Consider the following 25,560-nt stretch of genomic DNA (forward strand, 5'->3'; position numbering starts at 1 on the left):
TAAAATAAGTTAAAGCGTTTTAGTGACAAACTTTAGATTTTCATAGAATCCATAGCTTGCTAGATAAACATATCTACGGCGCCGGTTTTTATGCCATAACCCAGCACGGTTAAGTTAGCGACAACGGTGAGCCAGAAGACGTTTCTAAATGAGGCTTTAACTGACTTGTGCCTTAATACATTTTGGGCAAACAGGGCGCCCGGCCAACCGCCCATGAGGGCGAGCAGATGCAAAGTGCTTTCTTTAGTGCGCCATTTACCGCGTTTTGCGGCGGATTTATCGATAGCGTAGGCGATAAAGGTCAGCAGGCTCAGTGTGAGGTACATGCCCGCAATGCCGTAGGGAAGCATATGTTGCTGGGCCGCGCCGATTAAGCCAGCAAGAAAAATCACCACCAATAACAGCGGCATAAGGCTTGAACCTGATGCGGCTGTATTGGACTTTTGAGTGCGGCTGTTTTGGGCTCGATTGTTTGTTTGGGCACGATTGTTTGAAGTGCGACTGTTCTGAGCACGACTGCTTTGTGGTCGATTCTTTTGAGCACGATTAGTTTGAGGTGAAGCGCTGTTGCCCGTTTTGGCTGGTTTTTTGTTCGTCATTATCTGTTATCAATCTCGTGTCAGTGTTTTAAGCTTGCTTGTGTTCTTGTGATGCAGCGTATTTTTTAAACGCGAGGTGGCGCCAAAGTTTTTCCAATGGCCCTTGCTTGAAATAGCGTAAGTACAGGCTGGCCAACAATAATTGCACTACTGAATAAACCAGTGCCATGGCCATGTATCCCCATCTGTCTAGACTCAATAGCAATTCGGGGGCGAAGTGTCTAAACACTAACACGCCAACGATGGATTGCAGAATATAGAGGCTAAAGGCGAGTTTGCCAACATTTTGCAGTGGCGTGAGTCTATTAGGATTATTTTGGCAAATTTTAACCATAATATGAATGTAAATCAGCGCCATAGGAATAGCGCTTAGCATGATTAACACATCTGAAAACGCAACGAGAATGGTATTTTTCGTTAAACCTAAGATGGTATCAAGCAGTGATAGCGTTACGCTTGCTAGCACTAACTTCACCAGTACCGATTTGCTAAAACCTTGCTCAAAAGTCCCTTGTTGATACAAGGCCATGCCGAGCAACATCAAGCCAGCCGTAAACCACATTATGGTAAAAGGGATCACCAATGCCATATAGCCAACTTGCATCAAATGCAGTAACAGTTGGTCGGCATAGCCAGAGGTCCATGCACTGTATTGCTCTGCAAATAGACTCGATTCTCGAGTGAAAGGTTCATCGCTGCCCGTAAGGCTAACCAGCGTAATGATAACTAAGGCGCTTAAAATAAAAATATTCGCTTTGCGCTTAAGGGCTTCAACACTTAAATCTTTGTAACACAAGGCTAAAAATCCGCTGATGCCATAGGTGAATAAAATATCACCTGACCAAATAAAAATGCCGTGGAGTAAGCCAAACACCATTAGCCATTTCAAACGTGAGCGCAGTAAAGGATAAGCTTCTAGACCTTTGGCGCTAAATCGCTGATATTGAATAAAAAGCCCGACGCCAAACAAGATGGAAAACAGACTGATAAAGCGCGCCTCGATGAAAAAGTTACTGAACACTTTGATTATGTGATCCGACAGCGGCGGCGTTTCGTGGGGGGCATAGCCAAAAAAAGTAATGCCCATAAAATAGATATTCATAAAAAATATCCCCAACACGGCTAAGCCGCGAATGGCATCGAGATTGGCATTACGCTGTGCAGGAATCGTCATGACGACTGGCTGCGTGGAGTCTGTTCTTGACCAAGGGTCTTTAGGTAAGTTGGCTGGCACGTTAGCTGAGTTCCTTTCGCTAGTAGGCATGTTCGACTTTTCACTGGGATTTGGGAGGGCTAGCCTAGCAGGCACTAGCCCCCAATGAAATACAGCCAATACAAAAAGTGAAATACAAAAAGATAGCAAGTGAAATATAGCAAGTGACTGAGAAGAGTGAAGATCCACTACTCGCCGATATCTTCGTTCCAGAGTGTGGGATGGCTAGCGATAAAGTCCTGCATCAATTGTTTGCACTCGGCATTATCGACCACAGTGACATCCACGCCGCGGGATTTTACATAGGCTTCAGGCCCTTGAAAGGTGGTGTTTTCACCGACGATGACTTTAGGTATGCCATAAAGTAATACCGCACCGCTGCACATATCACAGGGCGATAGGGTGGAATACAAGGTTGCTCTTTGGTACTCGGCGGCGCTAAATCGGCCGGCATTTTCGAGGCAATCCATTTCGGCATGTAGTACTGAACTGCCTTTTTGTACCCGTTTATTGTGGCCGCGCCCGACGATTTTGCTATCGATCACTAATACCGAACCAATGGGGATACCGCCCTCGGCCAGTCCTTGTTTGGCTTCTTCAATGGCTGCCGCTAAAAATTCATCCATCTTGATATCCTTAAAATATAAACCCTGAATATTAAACTCAGCATAGCACTCGTTTGGGAGACAATCTAAATGGTTTTGATTTGTTGCTTCAATAAGTCCCTCAGGCTATCGAGAATCGGCAGCGAAGCCATTTCTGGCCGATAAATCAGGCAGATATCGGCGGGAATAGTTTGTTTTAATTTAATAAACTTTACCCTAGGCCAAGGTTGTGAAGCATAACTTTGCGGCACTATGGATACCCTGTTATCGCCAGCGATGATCGCCATCAAGCTATTGGGCTCGACCATTTCCTGTACCAGTTGCGGCATAAATCCTGCGGCCTGACAGCTGGCGATAATCAAATCGCTAGAGGCGGAGTTGGCACGGCTGAGTAAGGTGAAGGGCTCATCTTTGAGTTCACTCAAGTCGATGCTTTTACGTCTGGCTAAGGGATGTTTATTTGCCAGCGCTAACACCATAGGTTCGCTGGTGATGGTTTCGGCTATTAGGTGCGGCAGATTTAAGGTGTCGGCGTAGCGCACTAGGCCAAAATCGATTTCTTGATGCGCTAAGGCGACTTTTTGAGTTTCTGGTGATAACTCTTGAAAGATCAGTTCATTATCAGGGCATTGTTTGCGAAAGCTTTTCAGTATGTCACCAAATCCCATCCAAAACAGCGAGCTCATGATGCCAATCCGAATATGGTTTCTATCGAGTCGCCCAAGCTGAGCCACTTGCTCCAATGAGGTATTCACCAGCGCGAATATTTGCTCGCACTTTTCTCTTAACAATTGGCCATAGGGTGTGAGCTCCACTTGCCGAGTGCTGCGAGTGAACAGCTCAACACCAAGGAGCGATTCCAACTCTTTGATTTGTGCGCTCAGCGGAGATTTCGATAGATGCAGTTGCTCGGCAGCAGCGGTAAAGTTTTTTACTTCAGCCACTCGATGAAAATATCGCAGCATCTTCAAGGTGACGAGTTCTGGTGCGTTTATCTTGCTCATCTCAGGCTCACTGCTTTTTAGTTATTGTCCTTTTTAGCAGCACAATAGTGCGGTTAATCGCGATTATTTGCAACCCCAAGCCCGCTTATACTGAGGGTCGTTTACTCTTTCATTCCTTTGCTATGAGGTACCTTGTATGAGCCATGATCCTGTTATTAATGCCCTTGCGACGATTCGAGCCCGTAAACCGAATTTCTCTCCCCGTGCTGCTATGATTTTGGGCTCAGGGCTTGGCGCGTTTGCCGATAATTTAGATAACAAAGTGGTGATCCCCTATGAAGATTTAGACGGCTTTCCCGTGAGTACCGTCGTCGGTCACTCGGGAGAGCTGGTGCTCGGCAGCTTACATGGCATCGATATAGTGTGCATGAAAGGCCGTGGGCATTTTTACGAGCACCAAAGCATGAAGGTGATGACTACGCCGGTACGTACTTTCAAACGCTTAGGGTGTGAATTGTTACTAGTGACTAACGCTGCGGGGTCATTACGACCAGAGCGGATCGGCGTGGGATCATTAGTGATTTTCAGCGATCACATCAACACTATGCCGGGTACGCCCATGACGGGCGCAAACGATGAAAGTTACGGTCCACGTTTTTTTAGCCTAGCCAGTGCTTATGATAAAGACCTCAGAGCAGAAGCCTTAAGTGTCGCAAAAGCGGCTGGGATTGCAGTGAATCAAGGGGTCTTTGTGTCTTACTCTGGCCCGTGTTTTGAAACCGCGGCCGAAATCCGCATGATGCAAATTATCGGTGGCGATGTGGTGGGAATGTCTGTGGTGCCAGAGGTGATTTCAGCGGCGCATTGTGGTTTGCCAGTACTGGCTGTGTGTGCCATTACCAATATGGCAGAGGGATTGGGGGATGTGCAGTTATCCCATGAACAAACCTTAACATGCGCCAAGCTTGCCGAAGCCGACTTTATCCGTTTGATTGAGCGTTTTACCGCCAGTCATTTTGCTTAACATCTGGTTTAACTGGGCTGCTATTTTAAAAGCTCGTATTTAACAGGTCGAATTAAGCTCTCGTATTTAAGAGCTCGGATTTAAAAGTCCTTACTTAAAAGTGAGCGAGCAAGGCGCCGTGCAATTGCGCTAACCGAGTTTTTTAACTAGGGCTAAAAAGGGAGCTTAGCTCCCTTTTAGATGCTGACATTAAGCGCAGCGCTCGATGCAAAACGCTTATTTCTGCGGTTTTTCTGAAATCCACAACTTGATATGTCCCTTTACTACGACCACACCTTGGGTGTCGTATGCGGTAACGGGGACCAGCATATCGCCGGGAGTCCATTGCTCCGGCGTCACTTCGGCGATACACAAAATATCGCTGCCGGCTTTAGCCGTATAATCCAAACTCATGCCCTTAGGGATCCAACGTAAATGCTTTGGAATTGAGGCTTCGGCCATCACGCCCATGGCCATTTCTAGGCCGTTACAAATCGCAATCACATGCACAGTTTTTATATGATTATGAACGGCATGGCGTTTTTTAATTAAACAGGCGCAATGATTAAGGCGTAATTCAGTGATCAGTGGTTTGATGGTGCCAAAATAGGGCGCCATGCGTGACACCATGATTGAAAATAGTTTTTGGCCGAAGGGATAACGGCGAGTCTTATGGTAGAGCGCGAGCACTTTATTTGGTTTTTGTTCTGCAGTGCTAGAAGAGTCAGTCTGGCTCATGGTCATCCTTAATAATGATGCAAAAGGGTATTGTTATCTTGAGCCTGTTCCAAGTTGGGTTTGGACTGCTCTGGTCGGATGAGTGTAACATTAGGATAACAACAAATACCAGTCGGCTTAATTAAGCAAACTTCATTTCGCGGTTTTTAGTGTAACACCGTATAATTGCGGCCAATTTGTCGTTTAGCGGCAATGGCATATTGATTTAACTACAAGGACTCACAGTGAAATATTTGCTGACGTATTTTAAGGGAATGGCCATGGGCGCTGCCGATGTCGTGCCAGGCGTTTCGGGCGGCACCATAGCGTTTATTACCGGTATTCTCGATACCTTGCTCGACAGTGTAAAACGTATCAATCCTTCCCTTTGGGGCGTGATTAAGTCGCAGGGCATCAAAGGGGCATTTGCCCATATCAATGGTGGCTTTTTAGTGAGTCTGCTGGCGGGGATCCTAACCAGTATTTTTACCTTTGCTAAGTTAATCTCTTGGTTACTGGTGACGCACCCGATCCCGATTTGGTCGTTCTTTTTTGGGCTTATTCTTATCTCTGTCGTGCATATGCTTAAGCAAGTGAGTGGTTTCACTATGGCACGTTTAGGTTTATTTGCCTTAGGTGTGCTGGCTGCATGGGCGATAACTGTGCTGAATCCGGTCGCGGTAGAAGCCAGTTATATGAATATCTTCTTCGGCGGCGCGATTGCGATTTGTGCTATGGTGTTACCGGGGATTTCAGGCAGTTTTATCTTATTATTGTTAGGCTTATATCCCGTGGTTTTAGCTGCGGCTAAAAATATTCAGCTGGATATTTTGGCCTGTTTTGCGGTTGGCGCTGTGATGGGATTACTGACATTCAGTCATCTATTGTCGGCACTGCTGCGTAAGCACCACGATGCCACTATCGTGTTTCTAACCGGATTAATGTTAGGCACCTTAGGTAAAATTTGGCCATGGAAAGAAACTTTAACTTGGCGGACCAACTCCCACGGTGAGCAAGTGCCTTTGCTGGAGCAAAATATTTCGCCGCTTAATTTTGAGCAAGTGACGGGCCTACCTTCGCAACTCGCCTTTGCGATTGTGTGTATGTTGGCGGCGATTGCACTGGTATGGGGTTTAGAGAAAGTGGGTAAAAGGGATTAGCTCTTTGTTGCCTCAACATCATATTCAATAAAAGCAGCGAGATAGGCTGCTTTTTATTTTTTTGCTCATATGCTCATCTTACTTGAATCTGGTCAGCTTTCGATTTTAGGGCAATGTCATTTAGCCCCGTTTTGGTTACAATCACAGTTCACATTTAGCGTCCTCAGTCGACGTTATGTTTCAGTTAAAACTCAGTGAGAGTTTGCAGTTACGATAAGGATATACTTGTGGATAAAAAACAGGTCTCATGGGGCGGTGTAGCGCTGGCGATTTTTGCCTTGGGTCATGTGGTTAACTTACTCATAGATAAACAGGGCTCTGATATATCGCCCGAATTAAAACAGCAAATTTCTGACACGATCTTGGCTCACAGACCACCATCCGCCGCGAATAATTCATTAACGTCCATTCCGAATAATCTTCAAGTGGCTGACGAGTCGTCCAAAATCCGGATGCCCGCTCAGTTAGCCCAAGTGAGTCAAATCTACAGTAATCTCAGTGCATTTGCGGCGCTTAAGCAAGATGGCACTGTGGTTGCGTGGGGCGATCGTGACTGTGGTGGCGATATCAATAATGCTGCTGAGCCTCTGGTCAATGTAAAACAGCTATACACGACAGAGAACACCTGCGGTTTTGCGGCCTTAACCCGTGACGGTAAACTTATCCCCTGGGGGAGGGGAATAGGGAGGAAGCAAGTGCAGACAGGCGTTCGTTCTTTTGTGTTGGGAGAGGGGCTTTATGCGGCCATTAAACAAGATGGTAGTGTAGTCAGTTGGTCTATCCTCGATTCAACACCACTTGCACAGTTCTCGGATCTATATGCAGCGCCTGCGATGACCCATGTTGACTCTGTGTTGATTAACGAAGGGGCCTTTGCTGCCTTAAAACAGGATGGGACTGTAGTAACTTGGGGAGAAGAAGCTTATGGCGGCGATAGTCGCCACGTGGCCTCTGAGCTTCACCATGTCGATCTGCTCTATGCCAACAATAATGCCTTTACCGCGAGGACTGCGACGGGAAAATTAGTGTCTTGGGGCGCTGTCAGCGATGATCAAAAAGGCCGCGAACAACTGGCAAAACTCAACCAATTAGCGCCTGCAGTGAAAGTTGTCAACACTGATTATGGGTTTGCGGCGCTGCTGGCGGATGGCAGCGTATATACCTGGGGTGAGGGCGAATTGACTGAGCATCATGTCGCGTTTCCAGATCGTTTATCTACCACAAACCGCGCCGATAAAGTGATTGATATTTATGCAAATCGCGGCGCATTTGCAGCCCTAACCATCAGTCGTCAACTCTACGTATGGGGCAGTAAATTCAATGGTGCTGATACATCAGTCCTACAAAATAAGTTGCAAGACGTGCACAAGGTTTATCCCGTTGATGAGGGTTTTGTCGCGCTACGTAAGGATAATACCGCGATTGCTTGGGATGGTTGGGACTTGGTAGACAAGCAACCACATTATCAAGAAGTCACTCAGGTGAGCAAAGTGGTGACTTATGAGCGGGAGTTTGTCTTTTTAAAACAGGATGGCACTGTGGTTGATGGCCACTCTGGACCCAAAACTCGAATCACTCAAGCAACGGATATTTTCCCTACTGGCTTTGGGTTTACGGCTAAACGCCAAGATGGCTCGGTTGCCGTGTGGATGGGAGGTAATCCAGCGCTGACCATCAATAAACAATTCGTTGATTTGAGCCAAATGCGCGACATTCGCAGCAATTTGATTGATGCAATTGCTTTAATGGCCGATGGCCGAGTGCAGGCATGGAATATGAGGGGCCATAGCGGACAATCTACGGAATAACAAGCGCAAAAACAATAAAACCAAAGGGCTAAGGTTATTTACACCTTAGCCCTTTCTATTTAGGCGAGTTTTTCTTGCTTTAAGCTTGATTGGCTTTGATTTCCCGCAGGTAACGGTAAATCGAATGTACCGAAATCCCCAATCGAGTAGCAGCGACTTGGGCGCTGTCTTTGAGCTCAAAAATACCTAACTCATGCAATTGATTGACGATTTCACGGCTCTTTTGTGAGGGTGAAATCCCAGGGTTGGAGCGCACTTCATGGTTGATACTGTCAATCGTGCTATGCAGCGCTTCATCGATATTGCGGGCAAATATCTCTGGTGAGCTGGTCACTTCAGTGCTGAAGAGATTATCCGGCATCATAGTGCGCAGTACTGATTGCAGTGGCGCATCCATGTCGCTGTTAATGCACAGCAAACCTATGGGCTGATTTTTACTGTTACGGATCACAGTCGTGATCGATCTTAGCGTCTTACCATTGGCGCATTTCGTTAGGTAAGAGTTAGAAATATCCTGACCTGTCTTGAGCTTAAGCAAGGCAAGGTTGGTTATCGGCGCACCGACTTCACGGCCTGTAACATGGCCATTGGCAATTTTGACTACAGACGGATGTTTCGCATCTAGGCTGTGCAATACCACTTCTGTGTGTTGGCCATACATGGCAGCGATGCCATCGACGATATTCTCGACCGATTTCAGAATATCCAGATCACTTTGCGTTAAATCTTGCAGTTTCACAATTTCAACCTTTAGTTATTAACCCGCTATTATTTAGCGGGTTAAAATCATTATGCCGACATAATATCGATAATAGTGACATCTGTGGATGACATGCCATTGAGGATCATTTTGCCAATGTTTTTAATGGTTTTTTCAACATCGGTAGCAATAATACCTTGGCCGGAGACATTGTGACTACTGAGCGCCATCAAAAATGAGCGTACGGCCGCACTGGAGGACGTGCTAACCTTCATGGCGCAGGAGGCTTTAGCGCCGTCACACACCATGCCCGAGCTGTCACTGATCACGTTTTGAATCGCGAAACAGGATTGTTCGAACGAACCTCCTGCCAAATACACCATGGCCATAGACGCGGCGGCGCTGGTGACTGTATTGCCACAAAATGCCGACAGCGGCGGGTAATGGGACTTAATATAAATCGCCCCGAGATGGCTCATGATCAACGCGCGGGCGAGCCGTTCTTCCGAAACCTTATAGCATTGCGCCGTTAATACCACAGGGATAGTTGCCGCTATGCCTTGGTTGCCACTGCCAAGATTGCTCATGGCGGGCAAGTTAGCACCGCCCATGCGCGCATCGGAGGCGGCAGCCGTTAACATGACGATTTTATTGAGTAAATCTTCACCAATAATGCCGGCGGCTATGCCGCTTTTCATGGTGCGGCCGACTTCGAGCCCATAGGGATTGGCCATGCCTTCATCGGATAACTTGCCGTTTAACTCAGAGGCCTCGAGGATAAACGTGATCTCTTCGAAGGGGACTTCTTGGGCGAAGCGATAAATGGATTCGATAGTGATATCCACGCCTTCACAGATGGAACCCGTGGCTTTAGCTTGCGCGCTATTGGCACTGAAGACTGATTCGCCGTTGAGGCGCTTCTCGGCGATCAGCGTATGGCCGCCGCAGATTTTCACTAGGGCTTCGCGGTCGCCTTTTTTTGCGATAACGCAGCAATAAATAAATTCTGCGGTTTCAGTGCGCTCGACTGTGACTTTACCCGCATCGATCAGTGCCTGTGCTCTAGCGACTTGCTCCGGCGTGATCACTGCCAATACTTCTAACCCCGCATCTGGATTACCGGCAATGGCGCCTGCTGCAGCGGCAATTGCCAGACCGATTTTGCCTGTGCCAGGCACAAACACACCCATAGAGTTTTTATAAAGATTGTCAGACACTTGTACTGCAATTGAATCGGGTTCAACACCCAGTAAGGCGCGGGCGACGGCGGCGGCGTAAGCAGCGGCGATGGGCTCAGTGCAGCCTAATGCGGGCTTAACGACTTGTTTGATGATGCGAATATACTGCTGCCATTGGGGTTTCATCAGCTTACAACCTTATGTTAATGCTTAAATGTTAACGTGTGCTATGGCTTCAACTTCCACTTTAACGCCCAGTGGAAGATCCTTCACCGCAAAACAGCTACGTGCAGGGCAGTCGGTTTTAAAATAGGTTTTATACACTTCGTTAAAGGCGGCAAAGTCACTGATCTCAGCAAGATAACAAGTGGTTTTGAGAACCGTGTCTAAGCTACCACCGCCCGCTTCAAGCACGTATTTGAGATTATCTAGCGATTGAATCGATTGTGCGGTGATCCCACCGTCAACCACGCCGCCTTTCTCTTTACAAACTGGCAGTTGGCCAGAGGTAAAAATGAGGTTGCCATAGGCTGTGCCATGGGAATAAGGGCCAATGGCCGCGGGAGCACGTTCTGCATGAATAATAGTTTTCATTGTCTCTCCAACTTGCAAATAAAATTGAATGCCTAGGTCGGTGTATGTGCAACATTATTTGTATTTTTATGTTTTATTGCAATTATTTTTTAATGAATTTCATTTGTCACTGCGGTTTGTGCGCTATTTATCTCGTTTTCAGTCAAGTTGTGAGCTTTAACTCTTTGTTCAACAAAAGTTGAGTATATTGATTGCTGAGTTTGTTTTGTTCAAATATATTTGCATAAAATAATAGCAACAAGGTAAAGGTGAAATAATGGATGCAACAATTACTGCTGCACAGTGGAAAGCAGATACCCGCTTCGATAGTACGGATTGGGGCTGGATTATCATGAGTATTGGAATGGCGATTGGCGCGGGGATCGTGTTTTTGCCTGTGCAGGTCGGTTTAATGGGGTTATGGGTGTTTTTACTGTCTGGCATTATTGGCTATCCTGCCATGTATATGTTTCAACGGTTGTTTATCAATACCTTAGCCGAATCGCCTGAGTGTAAGGATTACCCGAGTGTGATTTCGGGTTACTTAGGTAAAAACTGGGGCATGCTGTTGGGCGGCTTGTACTTCATCATGCTGGTCATTTGGGTGTTCGTTTATTCAACGGCCATTACAAACGACAGTGCTTCATTTTTGCAAAGTTTTGGGGTCACCAAAGCGTTATTGTCAGAAAATCCTTTTTATGGTTTAGCCTTAATCTGCGGCTTAGTTGCCTTAGCCTCCCGCGGTGAAAATCTACTGTTTAAGATCTCCACTTTTATGGTGCTGACTAAGCTGGGTGTTGTGGCTGTGTTAGGGCTATTGATGGTGGATAAGTGGGATATCAATAATATTGGCGCTATCCCAGTAACGGGTGATTGGTTAAAAGATGCGGTCGTTATGCTGCCTTTTACGCTGACATCGATTCTGTTTATTCAAAGCTTAAGCCCTATGGTGATTTCATACCGTTCACGGGAAAAATCTTTAGCCGTGGCGCGCTTTAAAGCGATGCGCGCGATGAATATTGCCTTTGGTGTCTTGTTTGTCGTGGTGTTCTTTTATGCCGTATCATTCACGCTCGCTATGGGTCATGAACAAGCGGTGCGCGCATCGGAAGAAAATATCTCGGCCTTGGCCATGGTCGCCCAAGGTATGCAGGGGCAAACGCTGAAATTACTGAGTCTGACACTGAACATTTTTGCGGTCATGACGGCTTACTTTGGCGTGTATCTTGGTTTCAGAGAAGCTTGCCAAGGGCTAACCATGAATATGCTGCGTCGGTTTATGCCTGAAGATCGCATCAACAAAAAGCTTGTCGGTTACGGCATCATGATTTTCACGATTCTACTGTCGTGGGGCGCGATTGTATTGAATGCGCCAGTGCTAAGTTTTACGTCAATTTGCAGTCCAATCTTTGGTTTAGTGGGTTGTTTAATTCCTGCTTATTTAGTGTATCAAGTCCCCGCACTGCATAAGTACAAGGGCATGTCGCTGTACATCATTATCATCACGGGTTTATTACTGTGTGTATCACCTTTCTTGGCGTTTAGTTAGCAGGTTTAAAATGAGGGAAGTTAAGCCTTGATGCATAAAGAAATCGGTATTGAGTTACTCAATACCGATTTTTTGTGGAGGAAAACTATCTCACACAATCAGCTCAAGCGATGATCTCAAGCAATCATCATAAGTCGTCCTCAAAGTTTAAATTGTGAGGTGGCGTTTTTCAGTTCATCGGCAAAATCGACTAATCCCTCAGAAACATTGCGAACCTGCGACAGAATTTGCAATGTCTGTTCGAATGAAGCGTTCATGTTGACGACGTTATCGACCACTTGAGAAGCGACCGAGGCTTGCTCTTCCGTTGCCGAGGCAATGTGGGTATTCATACTATTGATACTGACAATCTGCTGCTGAATCGATTTCAATGCACTGCCCGTGTTTTGGGCATTGGTTTCATTTTCTGATGATTTAGACATGGCCACATTCATGGTACTAACCGAAGAAATAGCCGCCGTTTTAAGGTTTTGCAACACATGACGGATTTCTGTGGTCGCATCAGCGGTTTTAGAGGCGAGGGCACGGACTTCATCCGCTACCACGGCAAAGCCCCGTCCTTGCTCACCCGCGCGGGCAGCTTCGATAGCGGCGTTCAGTGCCAACAGGTTGGTTTGCTCAGCAATCGAGGTAATCACATTTAAGATAGAGGTGACATTTTCAGTGTCTCTGGCAAGTTCATTAATCGAGTTAGAAGCGGCCTGAATCCCCGTATTTAATTCCTGTGAAATATCGATAGTCCGTTGGACGACTGTCATACCTTGCATGGCTTCTTTTTCGGCAATCTGGGCAGCACTGGCGGCTTGGCGCGCATTTTGCGAAATCTCGATGACAGAGTGGCGCATGTCTTCCATTGAAACTTGCACAGCACTAGCATCATAGCTTTGTCTCTGAGTTGCATGCGTTGCATCTTCCATTCGCTGTTTGAGTGAGTGCGAGCTTGCAAGTAAGGGATCGGTAACATTCACTACTCTACGAATCGAATCACCGAGTAACCCAAGGAATCGATTGAAGTTACTCGATACTTGGCCGAGTTCATCGCTACCTGATACGTTAAGTTTATGGCTAAGATCACCCTTACCATCGGCGAGCTCACTCAATGACTGGGCAACATTACGGGCAGAAGAGCTAATGGCGCGTGCAATGGCGATAGTGACAATAAACATCACGATCAGCAAAGCGATACCTATGGAGAGGGTGAGCCATAAACTTTGCTCCGATCTGTCACCCGCTTCTTTTATCGATTGTTTAAATTCGAGTACTTTGTCTTGTTTGTAGTTTTGTATTTCATTGAGTACGGCTTCATAGGCTTGGGATTTTTCTTGGCTGATTTGGCCAATATTTGCCATATCAATCGTACCTGCCAGCATGCCTTTAGCCAGCTTAATTGTCATGTCGTTATAACGGGTTAATTTAGCAGATAGATTGTTGAGTTGATTGGCTTGTGAGGGATCGACGTTGTCTAACTGTTGGAGGTTTTTGCGTAAAGATTCGTACATAGTACCTGCATTGGTTAACAGGTCTTCGTCGGCAAAAGAAACGGATTGAGTATAAAGCTCATCGAGTCGTTGGATAAAAAACACGTTTTGATTGGCGAGTTCAACCCTTTGGTAAACTTGCTGCTCCATATAGTTAAGAGTGGTGCGATTTTTATTTATGGAGATAACACTAATGCTTAAGTTTAAAGCGAAAATGATGACTGCTAAAATAAATATCGCGATAACTTTTTTAAAAATAGAAATGTTATTAAAGAAATTCATCCCTTGCCCCCAAGTTGTGCCGAGCTAAAGCCCGGCACTCCAATTTAAAACTCGGCAATAACTTTTACCGAATCATTGGCCTCACTACTATCAATATAGCCAATAATATTAGGGTTAGATGCAACTAATTTTATCATCTCCGCCCCACTACTGACCTCCTTGGGTGGCGTTCCTTTGCCCGTAAACACTTTCTGTGACCAATATGACTTAAGTTGGCTGGATGACTTGCCCAATACTTTAGTGTCAAATGTCTCCCTTAAGGGCATAGCGCTGTCAAGATTGACCGGTACTGCTTGGACTCCTCCGGGGAAGGTCTTTGTTTTTCCTAAAAAAATATTCTCAATTGATTTTTGATCTATTGCATCCGCATTACTGGGATTCACGATGACAACTACGCCAGCAAATAATGGCATTGAGAGTAAACTGAGTAGGATTGAGCAAAGTAATTTTTTCATATCTCTCTCCTAAAATACTAAATCAATACCAAGACTGATGGATTTAGAATCCCCTGCGATTTTCAAGCCTGGGCCACCGTCATCTTTAACGTCATCATATTGAATTTTAAAGGCTGCCGAGGGGTGGAAATCCCAACGTATTCCTACTGAACTCGTATGGTGCACTTCGAGATTTTTACCTTCATTGAAGTCCGAATAGGAAATGTATGGCATCACTGAATCGATACGGTAGCCGAAAGTGAGCAAGTAAGTATCTAGATTGCTACCATCGAGATCTAAGCGGTTCAGCTCTGATAGAAAGAGGAAGTTCTCATAATCTATGTTAACTGACAGGCCATAAAATTTGCCTGAACGTTGGGTGCTGCCATTCCATTCCTGCTGAATTCCACCAATATAACGTTCATTCGTGTATTGCATATGTGTAAGGCGAATATCTAACCAATCTTTATTGAATTGGACAACAATACCGCCTATGTCCTTCCACACTTCTCGGGTATTTTCGAGGAAGAAAAAGTCAGATAACAGTTTATTGGGTTCACTATCTTCGCTACCGTAATAGACTTGCCCTGACATGGTCCAGTCGCCAATTAAATAGTTATATAGCGCGCTGACACCTGTGTAGTTAAATATTTGCCATGTGTAGTTATCTGCGGGTGGACGTATCCAAGGATAGGCATATCCAACATCAAAGAAATCACTGTAATAGTAGAGAGGTAGGCGTTTTTTACCGCCTTGTACTGTCCAATGATCATTGATCTCGTAGGATAAATAAGCCCATTCAAAACTTGCTGAAAAATCATCGGCTCCGCGTGAAACGACCTGTGCAGTGGCTGACAAACCTTCGAGTAAATCCGCAGAAAATTGGATACCAAATAAGGTATCTGGTTTAAAACTAATATCTTCATCGTAGGCACCAACGAGTGGATAGTCGGCGAGAAAGGTGGGACCTAAATCAAACTCAGCAACGCCAGAACCTTCGAGAACTTGGCCAGCGACAACTGAGGCAAAACCTGAAATGTTCACTTCTGCATAAGCGGTGGAGCTGAGCAAGAGTGAGCAAAGACCTAATGAAAACTTATGTTTCATAAAAAAGCCCTTTAAAGTGAGGTATATTCGTTTTTAAGCCTAGAACAGGTGTGAACATACGCAAACTTTTATGGAACATTTTTGTAACACAGTGGTCTAACTCTCATTTCGAACGCTGAGTTTGAAATTTATGTTGTGATTATGGAGTTGAAAGCGCTATTTGTGCCAAATATCTAGACCTGAATTCGGGCAAGTTTAGAGGTCGCAATTTTAGTACACACTTAAATTGCAGATTTAAGCGTATAATTTTTAGCTATTAAATTCGAATTTTAGCTAGAAAATTCGAATTCAGTTTCATTTTTTGTAAATAATAGTTCGGCCAAGAGAATAACTCATTTTATTAAATGAGAACTCTGCACGTTTGCACGATAAATAACTAGGAATTATCTCCATCATAAATATTAACTTCGACTAATGTTGATATTTTTTTGCGGTGTGATTATAAATGAAATACGAGTGATACTTTTTTTAGTCGGCTTAAATTTGTTCAGTTTATATAATCCTCTTAATTTTTCATCGTCTTAGTCTTCTAAAATTGCTCTTCTAAGAAAAGTCGACATTTATCCCATTTTCACGAGTATGTAGCGCTGCGGCATATTTTACTGCGTCTTTTTCTCCGATTTACGGTCTTTGTACTGTATGGTGAGCAGCCTCAATTGGGTTTGATTGCTGCATAGGGTCATAGAACCTATAATCTTGCTCTGTGATGTTGAGTTCTCTTCTTTCTAACATGATCCAATAAAAGGAATGTCATAATGCAAAGACGCAATTTTTTAAAAAGTGCGGCTATTTTGTCGACTGCGGGGTTTATCACGCCGGTACTGGCATCTTCCTCTAAATCGAGTGTCGTTGAACATAGCTCAAGTGATGGACGTCGCCGTTTTATCTTAACCAACACTTACCATCTTGTTGCTCCTGAAGGCTCTGAGGGCGTGGTTAAGTTGTGGATCCCTTTGCCTGAAGACACGCAATTCCAACGGGTCAGTAAGCTGAATTTCACCGGCAGTTTTAAAGATGCCTATATCAGCTCAAACAACAGTTATGGCGCTAAAACGCTGTTTGCGACTTGGCCAGATGCCAAAGACAGCATGACAATGACCGTTGAGTTAGACATTGAAACCTTAGATTGGGAACCGGTTAAAAGCGGCGCTTTGACTCACTATCGCACACCAACACAGATCCACTATCCTGCAGATGTAGAACGTTATTTACTGCCGACTAAACATATGCCGATTAACGGTATTGTGAAGCAAACGGCGGATAAAATCGTCGGTAGCGAAACGGATCCACTGAAACAAGCGCGACTGATTTACCTTTGGGTTAGTGCCAATATGTTCCGTGACAATAGTGTGATTGGCTGTGGTACAGGTGATGTGGCCAGCATTTTAGAAAGTGGCAAGTTAGGCGGTAAGTGTACCGACATTAACTCGGTATTTGTGGCGTTAATGCGCGCTGTGGGTATCCCTGCCCGTGAAATGTTTGGCATTCGCTTAGGTCAGGCGATCAAGATGGGTCATTACTCTAAAAAGGCCTTTGGGAGCGCCGATGACAAAGGGGCTGCCGATGTTAGTGGCGGTCAACATTGCCGCGCTATGTTCTATTTAGCGGGTTATGGTTGGTTGCCCGCCGATCCTGCCGATGTGACTAAAATGCGCTTAACAGAGAAAAAAGAACACAGCGATCCTGCGGTTCAGGCGGTGAATGATTACCTCTTTGGTAACTGGGAAATGAACTGGGTTGGCTTTAACTATGGTCGCGACTTTGATTTATTCCCTGAAGCCGAGCAGACACCACTGAATAACTTTGGCTACCCTTATGCCGAAGTCGATGGCGATCCCGTGAATTATTATGAACCAAAAGTGTTTGCCTATGACTACCAGTCAACCGAACAACGCTAAGGGACTCTTAGCGACTATGGTCGCCGCAGTGGTTGCTGCTGTTGCCTCAAGCCTATGCTGTATCACCCCGCTTATTTATCTGGTGTTCGGAGTGTCGGCCGCGAGCCTGTCGGGGATTGAGCAGCTGAGCTGGCTGCAAGTGCCGATGTTGGTACTGTCTACTGGGCTTATCCTGATGGGATTTTGGCGGCTCTATTTTGCTAAAAAACCACTCTGTACTGCGACGTTGAGTCGTACTCAGATGCTGTGGCTGTACTGGTTAACTGTGCCTATTGTGCTGGCATTTCAGTTATATCCTTTTGTATTACCTTGGTTATTAGAGGTGTTCGAATGAAGTTAGTGTTATTTCTCGCCTTGAGCTTGTGTTCAGCGCCCACTTGGGCGGCAAACGTGCTAGTTACCTTAGATGTAAAGGGCATGACATGTCCGCTGTGTGTCACTGTCGTGAATAAAGCCCTGCGTAAAACCGATGGGGTGATTAAGGCCAAGGCTTCGTTGAAAACCGAACAGGCAATAGTGACTGTGCCAGAGGATTTTAATCTTGATAATTTGCTCAAGGCCGTTGATGAAACGGGTTATAAGGGCAGTATTAACAAGATAGAGAAACAAGCTTAAGCGTTTTGGCCTACCATGGCTTTATTAGCTGTAATACACCTCGGGATCGACTCTGCGCTGCCTCTCTTCATTTTTCTCTGAAGACTCCTTAATCAGGTCCATCTTTTGCGCTTGTAGTAACTCTAGTTGTTTGGCTTTTTCTTCTTCAGACAGGCTTTCATCGTTGGCAATTTTTTCCATTTCAGCCTCTAACTGCTTCAGTTTTTCCCTATCGATACCTGTACGCTTATCGAGGATCGCCTGCATGGCTTCAGCCAATTTGTCGGTGCTTTTATCTGACTCAGGTTTGCCAGCAATGGCTTGCACATTCCCCGTATAGCCTTGTTTGGCGTTAGCTGCGAGATGGCTATAGGTATCGGCTGTCGCTACAGGCGCAGATGAGGAGAGGGTGACAGTATCTTGGCTAACAGCGGGACCCGTTAATGCAATCGAAGTGGCATCATTAGCTTGATTACTCTGGCTTGATTTGAGTTGCGTGAGTGCCAAATTTGCATAGGGATTGGTATAGCTGTTGGGGTTGATTGTGCTCATGTCCGATTCCTTTTGGTATGGCCTAGTAGTTGTGCCCAGTAGTTGCGATTGAGTCCCTTGGCCACCTTTGGCCTTAATACGGCACGATTAAATGGTGCTAATGGTCGTTTCAACTAATTTAATGATGACGCTGTATTTTATAAGCAAGTTAGGGGCCAACTCTGGCTAATTTGGCGCTTATGTTGGGTTATTCTGTGATTGATTTACCTTAAGTCATGCTCGAGTGAGGCTTTTAAAAAATATTTATACAAAAACTTGATCCTTGTACAACTATGGTCCGTAATTAAAGGCATAGTGATACAAGGAGTCGACTTATGTACAAGTTTAACCCGCAGCGAATTCAGATTGGGATCAGTGCTTGCTTATTAGGGGAGAAGGTTCGTTTTGATGGCGGACATAAAAATTCTACCTATTGTAATCAAGAAATTAAGCAATTTTTCGATTATGTGCCTATCTGTCCGGAAATGGCGATTGGCCTAGGTGCGCCCCGTAAAAGTATTCGTCTAGTTCGTGATGGTGAAACCATCTTAGTTCAGAGCGGTGACGGTAGCTTAGATGTGACCGATAAGCTCAATGAATACAGCGAAAACAAGGTTGAAGAGCTTGATTTCCTTGGCGGATATTTGCTTTGCGCCAAGTCGCCAACCTGCGGCATGGAGCGGGTAACAGAATACAAAATTGGCACTAACAATGGCTCTAAGTCGGGGATTGGTGTGTTCGCCCGCAAGTTGATGGAGCGATATCCATTATTGCCCGTGGAAGAAGAAGGCCGCTTGCATGATATGGTGCTACGGGAGAATTTTTTCACCCGCGTTTATGCTTACCACGATTGGCACCTGATGAAGCATGAAGGGCTGACTAAGCATAAGTTAGTCAAGTTTCATTCCCGCTATAAATACCTGTTAATGGCGCATAGCCCTACATGGTATCGCGAGCTTGGGCCGATAGTGGCCAATATTGAGGATCTTGAACAAAGCGCAACCCGTTACTTTGAAGGCTTTATGACGGCGCTGAAAATCAATGCGACCCGTAAAAATCATACCAGTACGCTGCAGCATATTCAGGGCTACTTTAAAAAGCATTTGAGCAAAGAGCAAAAGACAGAACTGTCTGAAGCAATTATGAAATATCGCCAAGGTCTATTGCCTCTGTTAGTGCCTATCACGCTTATCAACCATTATCTGCGGGAATTCCCAACGCCTTACATTGAAGAGCAAGTGTATCTAAATCCTCATCCAGAGGCGTTGAAGCTGCGCTATGCCTATTAGCATTGGCTTTGTCGTACTGCGAAGTTTTAGCTTTGAATTGAGTGAGTTATTACTGATATATGAAACAAGATACCCAGTCTATGACCAACGATGAACCCGATGATGGCGTGTTACTCCCCATAGGTGAAGTCTCGCTACTTACGGGCGTAAATGCCGTGACCTTAAGGGCATGGCAGCGCCGTTTTGGTTTAGTGATCCCTGCGCGTACGCCTAAGGGACACAGATTATATACGAGCGAAAATATCCAAGAAATCCATGAGATTAATGCATGGTTAGCCAAAGGCGTTGCGATCAGCAAGGTTAAACCTTTGCTGATGAGTACTGCCAAATTATCAAGTGAAATGATTGAATCCCAAGTTGTCGATCTGTGGGACGAGCAAATTATTGCGCTGAATGCAGCATTGTTCGACTTCAATCAGTATAAATTGCAGCAGATATTAGACGATGCATTTGGCTTATATCCTTTTCAATTAGTAAAAGAAAAGTTACTGCAACCTTGGCTCAATCAACTCGATGACTTAGTGGCTGAGCGGCTCGATGCCGAATTGATTGTCGCTTGGTTAAAAAGCGAATTACTCAGCCGCGTGGGCGGGCGCTATGCCTTTGGTGGGCAAGCCGTTGCGGCGCGAATGGCTGTGGTGCAGTTATCCCGTGGCGCGGCCACGCCGCCTAATTCTACCCGTACTAAAAGCTTGTTTTCTTTGCTGCTATCGCTCGAGTTAGCGTCGCTTCGAGTATCGGTAATCGACCTAGGAGAGCAGGCCATAGGCCGTTTACCGCTACTGCAGGGCAGGCTTAACGTCGATGCGCTTTTGCTTATGCCTGATCCAAATCATTCGGGTTCTGAGCAGGCTGAAATGCTCTCAGTATTGGCACAAATGAATTTCCCCTGTCGATTTGTTGGCCCCTTTGCGCCGACCTTGACTTCCTTATCGGCTTTCTGGGCGCCTTCGATGACTGACTTGATTGGACAAATGCCGTCTAGAGCAGTGGGGAAGACTAACAGAAGTCATAAAGGCAAAGGGAAAAGCGAGCAGGGCAAGAGTGGAGAAAACAATGACATCAGTTAACGATTCAATGCCAGTAGATTCAATGCGAATAGAAGTGCAGGGCAATAATGCACTGATGTGGTTTCGCCAAGATTTACGCCTTGCCGATAATCAGGCATTAACCGCAGCTTGCGATTGGGCGCGGGCGAATGGCGTGGCACTTAAGGCGATTTATATCGCTACGCCAACCCAGTGGCAGCGCCATGATGTGGCGCCCATTCAGTTAGATTTTATCGAACGTCACATTAATTTACTTGCCCAAGGGCTGGCGAGTTTGGGGATTGCATTCGAATTAATTCAGTTAGATACCTTTGCCGATGTGCCAGCGTTTATCAGTGATTACTGCCAGCAACAGGGGATTGGCCGCGTGTTTGCCGGCAGTGAGCCTGAGATTAACGAGCAACAGCGCGACCAAGCCTGTATTCAGGCGGGGATTCCTCTGGTGCTAACCGATGAGCATTGTTTGCTAAAGCCGGGCACAGTGCTGAATTTATCTGGCGACATGTACAAGGTTTTCACTCCTTTTAGCCGTAAGTGGCGAGAAATTGCCGCCCGCCATGCTATTTTGCCGCTTCCTGTTCCGGCGCCACTTGGACCTGTGTTGGCCGAGCCAAGGCCGCTTTTATTTAACCATGTCACTAAAGTGTCGAGTGAACTTTGGGCTGCGGGAGAAGGGCAGGCAAAGCGTTTGCTCTCGGCATTTATTCAGCAGAAAGTGCAGGATTATAAGCAAGATAGGGATTTCCCCGCCATAGATGGCACCAGTTCAATTTCACCCTATCTGGCCATTGGTGTGGTGAGCCCAAGACAATGCGTTGCCGCGTTGCTGCATCACTTCCCCGAGGTGATTGTCGACGATACTAGTCCAGCCCGTACTTGGTTAAATGAGCTTACCTGGCGTGAATTCTATCGTCATTTGCTGGTGGCGTTTCCTGACTTATCTAAGAATCATAATTTCAATCGTCAAGCCGACCATGTGCAGTGGCGCAATAATCCGCAGGAGTTTGCCGCTTGGTGTGAAGGTCGTACTGGCTATCCGATTGTGGATGCGGCTATGCGCCAACTCAATCAAACGGGTTGGATGCACAACCGTTTGCGTATGGTGGTGGCGAGTTTCCTGACTAAACATCTACTGATTGATTGGCGTTGGGGCGAGCGTTATTTCTGCCAAAAGCTCATCGATGGTGATTTAGCAGCGAATAATGGCGGCTGGCAATGGTCCGCCGGTTGTGGCTGCGATGCTCAGCCTTATTTCCGTATTTTTAATCCTATAAGTCAGAGTGAAAAGTTTGATCCAGATGGCAGCTTCATCCGTAAGTACTTACCAGAGCTCGCATCTTGGGGAATTAAGCAATTACATCAACCCAGTACAGCGCAGACACCGTCCTTGTTTGAACAGCCGTTATTTAACACTCAAACGGCTTATCCAAGTGTGATTGTCGAGCATAGTGCAGCAAGAGCAAGGGCATTAACCGTATTAGGCGTATTGAAAAAGGCCGCGGCCCAATAAATAGGATCAGGAGCAATAACCAGATGACAAACCAAGCGACGACTGAGACTAATACGCTTGTTGATGATTTTATTCAGCTTTATCAAGCCTTGAATAAAGATAACTTGCATTTGTTGGGGCAAGTTTACGACGACAATATTCGTTTTACCGATCCTATGCACCAAATCACAGGGCTAGCGTCGTTAACTCAGTACTTCGCGAAGTTATACAAGAATGTTAAGCATATTCAGTTTGAGATCAAAGAAGTGCAGCAGGATGCAAATCAAGCCGCGCTGTTTTGGCAGATGGAGTATTGCCACCCTAAGTTGAATAAAGGCGAACTTATCCGTGTTGACGGCATGAGCCAACTTAAGTTCGACGACAAGATTTATTTTCACAGGGATTACTTCGACTTAGGGCAAATGTTGTACGAGCATTTGCCTTGCATGGGCGGGCTTATCCGTTTGCTTAAAGACAGGGCGGCAAAATAATGAGCGCTGTTAAGCCATTGAAAATAAATACCGTGCTGATTACGGGTGCAAGCTCAGGTATTGGGCTGCGACTGGCTCAGGATTATTTAGCCTTAGGTTGGCACGTCATTGCCTGTGGCCGATCGCAAGAAAGGTTAGAGGCGTTAGCCTTAAATGAACTCGTTGGCGCCACCTTGTTTATTTTCGATATATCCCAGCGCGACCAAGTTCAACAAGCTGGCAACGATTTAGCTGAGCTATTGGCGAAAACCGATTGTCAGCTCGATTTAGTGATTTTGAACGCGGGCAGCTGTGAGTACATAGACGATGCAAAGGCTTTTGATGATGTGTTATTCGAGCGCGTCGTCCATACCAATTTAATTGCGATGGGATATTGCCTCGGCGCATTCTTACCTTTAATGCCAAGGGGGTCACGTATTGGTTTAATGAGTTCCAGCGCTATTTATTTACCTTTCCCTCGCGCGCAAGCCTACGGCGCCTCTAAAGCTGGCGTGCAGTATTTAGCCTCGAGTCTTGCGCTCGATCTTGCCAAGAACGACATAGGCGTGAGCTTGATTTGCCCTGGTTTTGTGGCGACACCACTGACCGCAAAAAATGATTTTTCTATGCCAATGCAAGTGAGTGTACAAACCGCTTCTAAGGCAATACGTAATGGGCTGAAAGGTGGCAAGCGTGAGATCCATTTTCCGCGACGCTTTACTTATCTATTGAAATTGATGTCGTTTTTACCTGCCTTTGTCTGGCAAAAAATGATTGCAAACGATACTCAAGCCAAGCCGCTTAAGGACAAGAGTTTATGAAAAATATCGCCATCGTCGGCACCGGCATTTCTGGATTGACCTGCGGCCATCTATTAAGTGAGTCGCACAGGGTTACAGTGTTTGAGGCCAATGACTACATCGGCGGCCACACGGCGACAGTCGATGTGGAGCACCAAGGCCAAACCTACGCCATAGACACAGGTTTTATCGTGTTTAACGACAGAACCTATCCACGATTTGAACGTTTATTGGCTCGCCTGAATGTCACCATATTACCGACTGAGATGAGTTTCAGCGTCCACAATGCGCTGACGGGGCTTGAATATAACGGCCACAATTTAGCGAGTTTGTTTGCCCAAAAGCGTAACCTGCTGAATCCGCGCTTTTGGGCCTTTTTAAGAGAAATTCTACGCTTCAATAAAGGCTGTAAGGGACTCTATCAAGAGGATATTTACCCTGAAGGCAACTTAGGTGATTATTTAGACAGTGAAAACTTTTCGCGCTTTTTTGCCGAGCACTATATTTTGCCCATGGGCGCGGCAATTTGGTCTTCGAGCATAGAAGATATGCGTGCGTTTTCGTTGAAGTTTTTTATTCGCTTCTTCCAACACCACGGTTTATTAAATGTCAGTGATAGGCCCCAGTGGTATGTGCTAAAAGGCGGCTCGCGCAGCTATATTCCAGATCTTATTGCGCCCTTTAAAGACAATATTCGCCTAAACTCCCCCGTGACAGGTATTGAACGCCATGGTAATGGGGTGAAGTTACAAGTCCACGGTGAATGGTTGGAATTTGATGAGGTGATTTTAGCCTGCCATAGCGATCAAGCACTGCGGATGTTAAACGACCCCACGCCAACAGAACGTGCCATTTTAGGCGATCTTAGCTACCAGAATAACGATGTGGTGCTGCACACGGATACCAGCATCTTACCGAAGCGAAAAGTGGCTTGGGCGAGTTGGAACTATCGGCTAGATGGAAACCTAAAACGTCCAGCTTCAGTGACTTACAACATGAACATACTGCAGCAGTTGCCAGCATCCGCGCCGACATTTTGTGTCACTTTAAATCAGTCTGAGTTGATTGATGAGGCGAAAGTGATACGCCGCTTCAATTATGCCCACCCAGTGTTTAACGAAGCTAGCCTTAAGGCGCAGGGCCGCCGTGAGGAAATATCCGGGCAAAATCATACCCATTTTGCTGGAGCTTATTGGCACAATGGTTTCCATGAAGATGGTGTTCGCAGTGCACTGGATGTGTGCGCCCATTTTGGTGTCAGCCTATGACCGATGTAAATGTGACAAGCTTAAATATGACAGAGCTCAATAGCGGCATTTATTACGGCACTGTATCCCACAGCCGTTTTACGCCGATTAAACACAGCTTTAGTTATGCCATGGCGCTGCTGGCGATTGACTTAGATGAAGTCGATAGGATCAGTGCCATGGGGCGAATTTTTGCCAGCCAGCGCCGCGCTTTACTGAGATTTAATCCTAAAGACTATTTAACGTCTTTTACGACTAAATCCAATGATAACAGCGAAGTTGCCGTAGCCGATCCAAGCGCCGCGGCGCTTAAGAGTCGAGTATTGGCTCAAGTGGCCGAGTTAGGTGCTGATAAGCTGTGCGACCGAGTTCTGTTTGTGGGTCAGATCCGTCATTTTGGTGTGTATTTCAGCCCAGTAAATTTCTATTTTTGTTATCAAGATCAAACGCCTTTATACATGTTGGCCGAAGTGAGTAACACGCCTTGGGATCAACGCCATTGCTATTTAGTGGATGTAGCTGCGCCCAAACCTTCTGACAAAGTGTTTCATGTTTCCCCTTTTATGACCCTAGATATGCGTTATCTCTGGCATGTGTCTGCGCCGAGGGAAGACTTAAATATTGGTATTGAAAACAAGTCGATGCAGGAAAATGGCAAAAAATTGTTTAATGCCAATCTTGTGATGAAACGCCAACCGATCACGGCGGCCAATTTACGGACGCTGTTGTTTCGCTTTCCTTTTATGACTCTCAAGATCTTCTTCGGGATTTATTGGCAAGCGCTGAAACTCTTCTTCAAACGTGTGCCCTTTGTGCCGCATCCAGCTCAGATGGAGAAATAAT

Annotated in this window: 26 protein-coding genes; 14 read left to right on the plus strand and 12 right to left on the minus strand. The window is 45.8% G+C overall.

From position 1 onward, the window contains the following. Window positions 1-59 precede the first annotated feature (59 nt). The 4 genes from MO387_RS00550 to MO387_RS00565 form a co-directional block, all read right to left on the minus strand. Window positions 60-599, minus strand: coding sequence for a DUF1294 domain-containing protein (locus MO387_RS00550; RefSeq protein ID WP_107946860.1), 540 nt, complete (start codon window positions 597-599; stop codon window positions 60-62). Window positions 600-627: 28 nt separating this feature from the next. Beyond that, complete coding sequence (locus MO387_RS00555; RefSeq protein WP_199908794.1) at window positions 628-1,833, minus strand: DUF418 domain-containing protein; 1,206 nt, start codon at window positions 1,831-1,833, stop codon at window positions 628-630. Between the two features lie 167 nt (window positions 1,834-2,000). Beyond that, a complete protein-coding gene (locus MO387_RS00560) occupies window positions 2,001-2,438 on the minus strand; it encodes a nucleoside deaminase (RefSeq protein ID WP_107946861.1) in 438 nt (145 codons plus the stop codon). A gap of 65 nt (window positions 2,439-2,503) precedes the next feature. Next, a complete protein-coding gene (locus MO387_RS00565; protein WP_107946862.1) occupies window positions 2,504-3,421 on the minus strand; it encodes a LysR family transcriptional regulator in 918 nt (305 codons plus the stop codon). A gap of 136 nt (window positions 3,422-3,557) precedes the next feature. Between MO387_RS00565 and xapA the strand changes: the two genes are divergently transcribed. Next, a complete protein-coding gene (xapA, locus tag MO387_RS00570; protein WP_107946863.1) occupies window positions 3,558-4,385 on the plus strand; it encodes a xanthosine phosphorylase in 828 nt (275 codons plus the stop codon). A 216-nt stretch (window positions 4,386-4,601) separates the two neighbouring features. Here the strand turns inward: xapA and MO387_RS00575 are convergent, their stop codons facing one another. After that, window positions 4,602-5,102, minus strand: coding sequence for a DUF4442 domain-containing protein (locus MO387_RS00575; RefSeq protein WP_006085741.1), 501 nt, complete (start codon window positions 5,100-5,102; stop codon window positions 4,602-4,604). Between the two features lie 224 nt (window positions 5,103-5,326). Between MO387_RS00575 and MO387_RS00580 the strand changes: the two genes are divergently transcribed. Together MO387_RS00580 and MO387_RS00585 are read left to right on the plus strand one after the other, a co-directional pair. Beyond that, window positions 5,327-6,241, plus strand: a complete 915-nt coding sequence (locus tag MO387_RS00580) for a DUF368 domain-containing protein (RefSeq protein WP_107946864.1) — start codon at window positions 5,327-5,329, stop codon at window positions 6,239-6,241. A gap of 227 nt (window positions 6,242-6,468) precedes the next feature. Next, on the plus strand, window positions 6,469-8,049 hold the full coding sequence (locus MO387_RS00585) for a hypothetical protein (protein ID WP_107946865.1): 1,581 nt from the start codon (window positions 6,469-6,471) through the stop codon (window positions 8,047-8,049). Window positions 8,050-8,128: 79 nt separating this feature from the next. Here MO387_RS00585 and MO387_RS00590 read toward each other — a convergent pair whose 3' ends face one another. The 3 genes from MO387_RS00590 to MO387_RS00600 are packed head-to-tail and all read right to left on the minus strand — an operon-like array spanning window position 8,129 to window position 10,521. Beyond that, on the minus strand, window positions 8,129-8,788 hold the full coding sequence (locus MO387_RS00590) for a PAS domain-containing protein (protein WP_006085738.1): 660 nt from the start codon (window positions 8,786-8,788) through the stop codon (window positions 8,129-8,131). Between the two features lie 50 nt (window positions 8,789-8,838). Beyond that, the gene (locus MO387_RS00595) at window positions 8,839-10,113 is read right to left on the minus strand and encodes an L-serine ammonia-lyase, iron-sulfur-dependent, subunit alpha (protein WP_107946866.1); all 1,275 of its coding nucleotides are present in this window, start codon (window positions 10,111-10,113) and stop codon (window positions 8,839-8,841) included. A gap of 24 nt (window positions 10,114-10,137) precedes the next feature. Further along, window positions 10,138-10,521, minus strand: coding sequence for a RidA family protein (locus MO387_RS00600; RefSeq protein WP_107946867.1), 384 nt, complete (start codon window positions 10,519-10,521; stop codon window positions 10,138-10,140). A gap of 256 nt (window positions 10,522-10,777) precedes the next feature. Here MO387_RS00600 and MO387_RS00605 point away from each other — a divergent pair, with 256 nt between their 5' ends. Then, window positions 10,778-12,049 carry an amino acid permease gene (locus tag MO387_RS00605; RefSeq protein ID WP_107946868.1) on the plus strand — a complete coding sequence of 424 codons (1,272 nt, stop codon included), beginning with the start codon at window positions 10,778-10,780 and terminating at the stop codon, window positions 12,047-12,049. 140 nt (window positions 12,050-12,189) lie between these two features. Here the strand turns inward: MO387_RS00605 and MO387_RS00610 are convergent, their stop codons facing one another. Genes MO387_RS00610 through MO387_RS00620 form a run of 3 tightly spaced genes read right to left on the minus strand, consistent with a single transcriptional unit; the run spans window position 12,190 to window position 15,350 of the window. Beyond that, a complete protein-coding gene (locus MO387_RS00610) occupies window positions 12,190-13,809 on the minus strand; it encodes a methyl-accepting chemotaxis protein (RefSeq protein ID WP_107946869.1) in 1,620 nt (539 codons plus the stop codon). Between the two features lie 44 nt (window positions 13,810-13,853). Continuing rightward, entirely contained in the window at window positions 13,854-14,264 is a 411-nt protein-coding gene (locus MO387_RS00615; RefSeq protein WP_107946870.1) for a phosphate ABC transporter substrate-binding protein, read from the minus strand. Between the two features lie 9 nt (window positions 14,265-14,273). After that, window positions 14,274-15,350, minus strand: a complete 1,077-nt coding sequence (locus MO387_RS00620; RefSeq protein ID WP_107946871.1) for a porin — start codon at window positions 15,348-15,350, stop codon at window positions 14,274-14,276. 755 nt (window positions 15,351-16,105) lie between these two features. Between MO387_RS00620 and MO387_RS00625 the strand changes: the two genes are divergently transcribed. From MO387_RS00625 to MO387_RS00635, 3 genes are read left to right on the plus strand one after another with little or no spacing between them, the layout of a single operon-like run. Then, window positions 16,106-17,248: a transglutaminase domain-containing protein gene (locus MO387_RS00625; protein ID WP_107946872.1), complete on the plus strand. Its 1,143-nt coding sequence runs from the start codon at window positions 16,106-16,108 to the stop codon at window positions 17,246-17,248. 16 nt (window positions 17,249-17,264) lie between these two features. Further along, window positions 17,265-17,582 (plus strand): hypothetical protein, encoded by a 318-nt coding sequence (locus tag MO387_RS00630; protein ID WP_325050876.1) that lies wholly within the window; start codon window positions 17,265-17,267, stop codon window positions 17,580-17,582. Beyond that, window positions 17,579-17,863: a cation transporter gene (locus MO387_RS00635; RefSeq protein WP_106649907.1), complete on the plus strand. Its 285-nt coding sequence runs from the start codon at window positions 17,579-17,581 to the stop codon at window positions 17,861-17,863. The genes MO387_RS00630 and MO387_RS00635 overlap by 4 nt, the downstream gene beginning before the upstream one ends. Before the next feature lie 24 nt (window positions 17,864-17,887). On the opposite strand, the gene MO387_RS00640 is transcribed toward MO387_RS00635, so the two are convergent. Then, window positions 17,888-18,394, minus strand: coding sequence for a hypothetical protein (locus tag MO387_RS00640; protein WP_107946874.1), 507 nt, complete (start codon window positions 18,392-18,394; stop codon window positions 17,888-17,890). Window positions 18,395-18,708: 314 nt separating this feature from the next. Here MO387_RS00640 and MO387_RS00645 point away from each other — a divergent pair, with 314 nt between their 5' ends. The 7 genes from MO387_RS00645 to MO387_RS00675 are packed head-to-tail and all read left to right on the plus strand — an operon-like array spanning window position 18,709 to window position 25,559. Then, window positions 18,709-19,662 (plus strand): DUF523 and DUF1722 domain-containing protein, encoded by a 954-nt coding sequence (locus MO387_RS00645; RefSeq protein WP_107946875.1) that lies wholly within the window; start codon window positions 18,709-18,711, stop codon window positions 19,660-19,662. Window positions 19,663-19,721: 59 nt separating this feature from the next. Beyond that, a complete protein-coding gene (locus MO387_RS00650; protein ID WP_107946876.1) occupies window positions 19,722-20,732 on the plus strand; it encodes a MerR family transcriptional regulator in 1,011 nt (336 codons plus the stop codon). Next, entirely contained in the window at window positions 20,719-22,221 is a 1,503-nt protein-coding gene (gene phrB / locus MO387_RS00655; protein ID WP_107946877.1) for a deoxyribodipyrimidine photo-lyase, read from the plus strand. The genes MO387_RS00650 and phrB overlap by 14 nt, the downstream gene beginning before the upstream one ends. A 23-nt stretch (window positions 22,222-22,244) precedes the next feature. Next, window positions 22,245-22,691, plus strand: a complete 447-nt coding sequence (locus MO387_RS00660) for a nuclear transport factor 2 family protein (protein ID WP_107946878.1) — start codon at window positions 22,245-22,247, stop codon at window positions 22,689-22,691. Further along, the gene (locus MO387_RS00665; protein WP_107946879.1) at window positions 22,691-23,491 is read left to right on the plus strand and encodes an SDR family NAD(P)-dependent oxidoreductase; all 801 of its coding nucleotides are present in this window, start codon (window positions 22,691-22,693) and stop codon (window positions 23,489-23,491) included. The genes MO387_RS00660 and MO387_RS00665 overlap by 1 nt, the downstream gene beginning before the upstream one ends. Then, window positions 23,488-24,738 carry an FAD-dependent oxidoreductase gene (locus MO387_RS00670; RefSeq protein WP_107946880.1) on the plus strand — a complete coding sequence of 417 codons (1,251 nt, stop codon included), beginning with the start codon at window positions 23,488-23,490 and terminating at the stop codon, window positions 24,736-24,738. Before MO387_RS00665 ends, MO387_RS00670 begins: the two co-directional genes overlap by 4 nt. Next, entirely contained in the window at window positions 24,735-25,559 is an 825-nt protein-coding gene (locus MO387_RS00675) for a DUF1365 domain-containing protein (RefSeq protein ID WP_006085722.1), read from the plus strand. Before MO387_RS00670 ends, MO387_RS00675 begins: the two co-directional genes overlap by 4 nt. Window position 25,560: the final 1 nt, after the last annotated feature.

The organism is Shewanella sp. N2AIL (genome assembly GCF_022690845.1).
Taxonomy (GTDB): domain Bacteria; phylum Pseudomonadota; class Gammaproteobacteria; order Enterobacterales; family Shewanellaceae; genus Shewanella; species Shewanella baltica.

What these genes read in the sequence shown, in the direction of transcription:
- MO387_RS00660 (WP_107946878.1), top strand. Translation starts at nt 22,245, where the DNA reads ATGACAAACCAAGCGACGACTGAGACTAATACGCTTGTTGATGATTTT.
- MO387_RS00640 (WP_107946874.1), bottom strand. Translation starts at nt 18,394, where the DNA reads ATGAGCACAATCAACCCCAACAGCTATACCAATCCCTATGCAAATTTG.
- MO387_RS00600 (WP_107946867.1), bottom strand. Translation starts at nt 10,521, where the DNA reads ATGAAAACTATTATTCATGCAGAACGTGCTCCCGCGGCCATTGGCCCT.
- MO387_RS00675 (WP_006085722.1), top strand. Translation starts at nt 24,735, where the DNA reads ATGACCGATGTAAATGTGACAAGCTTAAATATGACAGAGCTCAATAGC.
- MO387_RS00575 (WP_006085741.1), bottom strand. Translation starts at nt 5,102, where the DNA reads ATGAGCCAGACTGACTCTTCTAGCACTGCAGAACAAAAACCAAATAAA.
- MO387_RS00610 (WP_107946869.1), bottom strand. Translation starts at nt 13,809, where the DNA reads ATGAATTTCTTTAATAACATTTCTATTTTTAAAAAAGTTATCGCGATA.
- MO387_RS00615 (WP_107946870.1), bottom strand. Translation starts at nt 14,264, where the DNA reads ATGAAAAAATTACTTTGCTCAATCCTACTCAGTTTACTCTCAATGCCA.
- MO387_RS00625 (WP_107946872.1), top strand. Translation starts at nt 16,106, where the DNA reads ATGCAAAGACGCAATTTTTTAAAAAGTGCGGCTATTTTGTCGACTGCG.
- MO387_RS00670 (WP_107946880.1), top strand. Translation starts at nt 23,488, where the DNA reads ATGAAAAATATCGCCATCGTCGGCACCGGCATTTCTGGATTGACCTGC.
- MO387_RS00560 (WP_107946861.1), bottom strand. Translation starts at nt 2,438, where the DNA reads ATGGATGAATTTTTAGCGGCAGCCATTGAAGAAGCCAAACAAGGACTG.
- MO387_RS00595 (WP_107946866.1), bottom strand. Translation starts at nt 10,113, where the DNA reads ATGAAACCCCAATGGCAGCAGTATATTCGCATCATCAAACAAGTCGTT.
- MO387_RS00550 (WP_107946860.1), bottom strand. Translation starts at nt 599, where the DNA reads ATGACGAACAAAAAACCAGCCAAAACGGGCAACAGCGCTTCACCTCAA.
- phrB (WP_107946877.1), top strand. Translation starts at nt 20,719, where the DNA reads ATGACATCAGTTAACGATTCAATGCCAGTAGATTCAATGCGAATAGAA.
- MO387_RS00635 (WP_106649907.1), top strand. Translation starts at nt 17,579, where the DNA reads ATGAAGTTAGTGTTATTTCTCGCCTTGAGCTTGTGTTCAGCGCCCACT.
- MO387_RS00645 (WP_107946875.1), top strand. Translation starts at nt 18,709, where the DNA reads ATGTACAAGTTTAACCCGCAGCGAATTCAGATTGGGATCAGTGCTTGC.
- MO387_RS00630 (WP_325050876.1), top strand. Translation starts at nt 17,265, where the DNA reads ATGGTCGCCGCAGTGGTTGCTGCTGTTGCCTCAAGCCTATGCTGTATC.
- MO387_RS00665 (WP_107946879.1), top strand. Translation starts at nt 22,691, where the DNA reads ATGAGCGCTGTTAAGCCATTGAAAATAAATACCGTGCTGATTACGGGT.
- MO387_RS00620 (WP_107946871.1), bottom strand. Translation starts at nt 15,350, where the DNA reads ATGAAACATAAGTTTTCATTAGGTCTTTGCTCACTCTTGCTCAGCTCC.
- xapA (WP_107946863.1), top strand. Translation starts at nt 3,558, where the DNA reads ATGAGCCATGATCCTGTTATTAATGCCCTTGCGACGATTCGAGCCCGT.
- MO387_RS00565 (WP_107946862.1), bottom strand. Translation starts at nt 3,421, where the DNA reads ATGAGCAAGATAAACGCACCAGAACTCGTCACCTTGAAGATGCTGCGA.
- MO387_RS00605 (WP_107946868.1), top strand. Translation starts at nt 10,778, where the DNA reads ATGGATGCAACAATTACTGCTGCACAGTGGAAAGCAGATACCCGCTTC.
- MO387_RS00650 (WP_107946876.1), top strand. Translation starts at nt 19,722, where the DNA reads ATGAAACAAGATACCCAGTCTATGACCAACGATGAACCCGATGATGGC.